General features: G+C 68.1%; 3 protein-coding genes. All 3 read left to right on the forward strand.

Translation table 11 applies throughout. The features are described 5' to 3' along the window. Positions 1-547 (forward strand): ATP-binding cassette domain-containing protein (locus tag H0W38_RS19130; protein ID WP_292457142.1); only part of this gene is annotated, 547 nt, incomplete at its 5' end. Between the two features lie 15 nt (positions 548-562). Then, on the forward strand, positions 563-1,387 hold the full coding sequence (locus H0W38_RS19135; protein ID WP_292457143.1) for a TOBE domain-containing protein: 825 nt from the start codon (positions 563-565) through the stop codon (positions 1,385-1,387). Between the two features lie 112 nt (positions 1,388-1,499). Further along, complete coding sequence (locus H0W38_RS19140; protein ID WP_292457145.1) at positions 1,500-3,170, forward strand: long-chain-fatty-acid--CoA ligase; 1,671 nt, start codon at positions 1,500-1,502, stop codon at positions 3,168-3,170. The last annotated feature ends 182 nt before the right edge of the window (positions 3,171-3,352 follow it).

The following is a 3,352-nucleotide window of genomic DNA, read 5'->3' on the forward strand; positions in this document are numbered from 1 at the left end:
CACCACGCCCGACACCGGCCGCGTGTGCCTCGCCGGCCGCACGCTCTTCGATCACCGCTCGCGCATCGACATGCCGCCGCAGCAGCGCGCTGTGGCCTACATGTTCCAGGACTACGCCTTGTTTCCTCACCTGACGGTGCGGCAGAACATCGCTTTCGCGCTGCACCGGGGGCCCTTCAATCCAGGGCGAGACGTGCGGCACGCAGCCGTGCAGCGTTGGCTCGATGCCCTGGGCCTCGGCCCGGCGGCGCAGCACTATCCCGAGCAGTTGTCGGGCGGCCAGCGCCAGCGCACGGCGCTCGCGCGCGCGCTGGTGGCCGAGCCGCGCGCGCTGCTGCTCGACGAGCCGTTCGCCGCACTCGACCGTGCCTTGCGCGCCCGCCTGCGCGATGAACTCCGTGCGCTGCAGGCGCAGCTCGACATCCCCCTGCTGCTGATCACGCACGACGAAGACGACCTGCGGCTCTTCGGCGACGAGGTCCTGCACATCGCCGAGGGGCGCTTGATCGGCGAAGTCGGGCACGATGCATTGCCCTGTCTTCCCTGATCTTCAGGAGCGCCGATGGCTGGCCCGCGCAGCAAGAAGAACGAAGCGATCGAACTGGCCGGCGCGCTGTGGATGACGGTCGGCGGCGAGAACCTCGGTGGCCGGGGCCGCGTGGGTTTGCTGCGGGCCATTGCCGAAACCGGCTCGATCACCCACGCCGCGAAGGCCTTCGGCATCAGCTACAAGGCCGCCTGGGACGCCATCGACACCATGAACAATGTGTCGGGCCAGGCGCTGGTCGAGCGCAGCGCCGGCGGGCGCGGCGGCGGCTCGACCAAGCTGACGCCGCGCGGCCAACAGCTCGCCGAGCGTTTTGCGCAGATCGACGCCGCGCACCGGCGCTTCGTGCAAAGGCTCAGCGACGAAGCCATCGACTTGGCCACTGACCTCGACCTCCTGAGGCTGCTGAACATGAAGACCAGTGCGCGCAACCAGTTCAGCGGCACCGTCAGCGCGGTCAAGACCGGCGCGGTCAACGACGAGATCGAACTCACGCTGGCCGGCGGCGCGCGCATCGTCGCCATCGTGACGCGCGAAAGCACCGAGTCGCTGGCACTCAAGCCCGGCGCAGGCGCGTTCGCGTTGATCAAGGCGTCGTCGGTGATCGTCGCCACCGACATCGACGGCGCCAGGTTGTCGGCGCGCAACCAGCTGCCCGGCACGGTGTCGCGCGTCACGCCGGGCGCGGTGAACGACGAGGTGGTGATCGAGCTGGACGCCGGGGGCAGCATCGCCGCCGTCCTCACTCGTTCCAGCGCGCAGACGCTCGGGCTGGCACAGGGTTCGCGCGCTACCGCGATCTTCAAGGCTTCGAGCGTGATCCTCGGGGCGATGGTCTGAGCGCAGCAGCCGACGCGGCGCCGCAGTGAACTCCCCGCGGCCGCTATGGCATTCCCTGACCCTGCCGAGTAAGGCCGAAGTCAGAATCCTGCAACTTCTGTTGGAGCAGCCCATGGACTCTGTTTGGCTCAGGCACTACCCCGACGGGGTGCCGGCGACGATCGATCCAGACCAGTACGTCTCGCTCGTGGCGCTGCTCGAAGAGAGCTTCCAGAAGTTCAAGGACCGGCCGGCCTTTCACTTCATGGGCAAGACCTTCGGCTTCGGCGAGATCGACGAGATGTCGCGCGCCTTCGCGGCCTACCTGCAGGGCCTGGGCCTGGCCAAGGGCGACCGCGTGGCGGTGATGATGCCCAACGTGCCGCAGTACCCGGTGGCGGTGGCGGGCATCCTGCGCGCCGGGTTCGTGCTGGTCAACGTCAACCCGCTGTACACGCCGCGCGAGCTGGAGCACCAGCTCAAGGACTCCGGCGCGAAGGCGATCGTCATCGTCGAGAACTTCGCGGGCACCTTGCAGGCCTGCCTGAACGCGGTGCCCACCAAGCAGGTGATCCTCGCCTCGATGGGCGACCTGCTCGGTGTCAAGGGCGTGCTCGTCAACTACGTGGTGCGCAAGGTCAAGAAGATGGTGCCGGCCTTCTCCTTGCCCGGCGCGGTGCGCTTTCCCGCCGCATTGGCCCAGGGCCGGCGCAGCAGCTTCACGGCGCCTGCCCTCAAACGGGACGACATCGCCGTGCTGCAGTACACCGGCGGCACCACCGGCGTGAGCAAGGGCGCGGTGCTCACGCACCGCAACGTCATCGCCAACGTGCTGCAGTCCGAGGCGTGGAATGCGCCGGCGCTTAAGGACCTGGCGCCGGGCCAGTACCCCGTGACGATCTGCGCCTTGCCGCTCTATCACATCTTCGCCTTCACGGTGAACATGATGCTGTCGATGCGCACGGGCGGCGCCAACGTGCTCATCCCCAACCCGCGCGACCTGCCGGCGGTGTTCAAGGAGATCGGCAAGCACAAGTTCCAGAGCTTCCCGGCCGTCAACACGTTGTTCACGGCCATGGCCAACCACCCGCAGTTCGACACGGTGGACTGGTCGCACCTGCGGCTCAGCGTGGGCGGCGGCATGGCGGTCACGAGCGGCACCGCCAAGCTCTGGCTCGAGAAGACGGGCAGCCCGATCATCGAAGGCTACGGCCTGTCGGAGACCGCGCCTTCGGCCACCTGCAACCCGGTCACGAGCAAGACCTTCAGCGGCGCGATCGGCGTGCCGATTCCCTCGACCGAGGTCAAGCTGATCGACGACGACGGCAACGAAGTGCCGCTCGGCCAGCCGGGCGAGATCGCCATCCGCGGCCCACAGGTCATGGCCGGCTACTGGCAGCGCCCCGACGAGACGGCCAAGGTGATGACGCCCGACGGCTTTTTCCGCAGCGGCGACATCGGCACGGTGGACAACGGCGGCTATTTCAAGATCGTCGACCGCAAGAAGGACATGGTGCTGGTCAGCGGCTTCAACGTCTACCCGAACGAGGTGGAAGACGTGGTCGGGCAGATGCCCGGCGTGCTCGAGTGCGCCGTGGTCGGCGTGCCCGACGAGAAGTCGGGCGAGGCCGTCAAGCTGGTGGTCGTGCGCAAGGATCCCGCCGTGAACGAGGCCGATGTGCGCAGCTATTGCGAGACCCACCTCACCGGCTACAAGCGGCCCAAGGTCATCGAGTTCCGCACCGACCTGCCGAAGACGCCGGTGGGCAAGATCCTGCGACGCGAGCTGCGCGCCAAGAGCTGAGTCCGCGCTGTCGGCAAGGCCGAAGGCCGATGGGGCACCATCGGGCTTCGTTCCCACTGAAGGGCCCGGATGACTTTAGCGCTCATGGCCGCGATGGCCGAGGAACTGGAGCCGCTGCGCGCAGCACTCGAAGACCCGCAGGTCCAGCACCACGCGGGCCGCGAGTTCCACACCGGCCGGCT

The organism is Methylibium sp. (genome assembly GCF_013817365.1).
Classification (GTDB): Bacteria; Pseudomonadota; Gammaproteobacteria; order Burkholderiales; family Burkholderiaceae_C; genus Methylibium.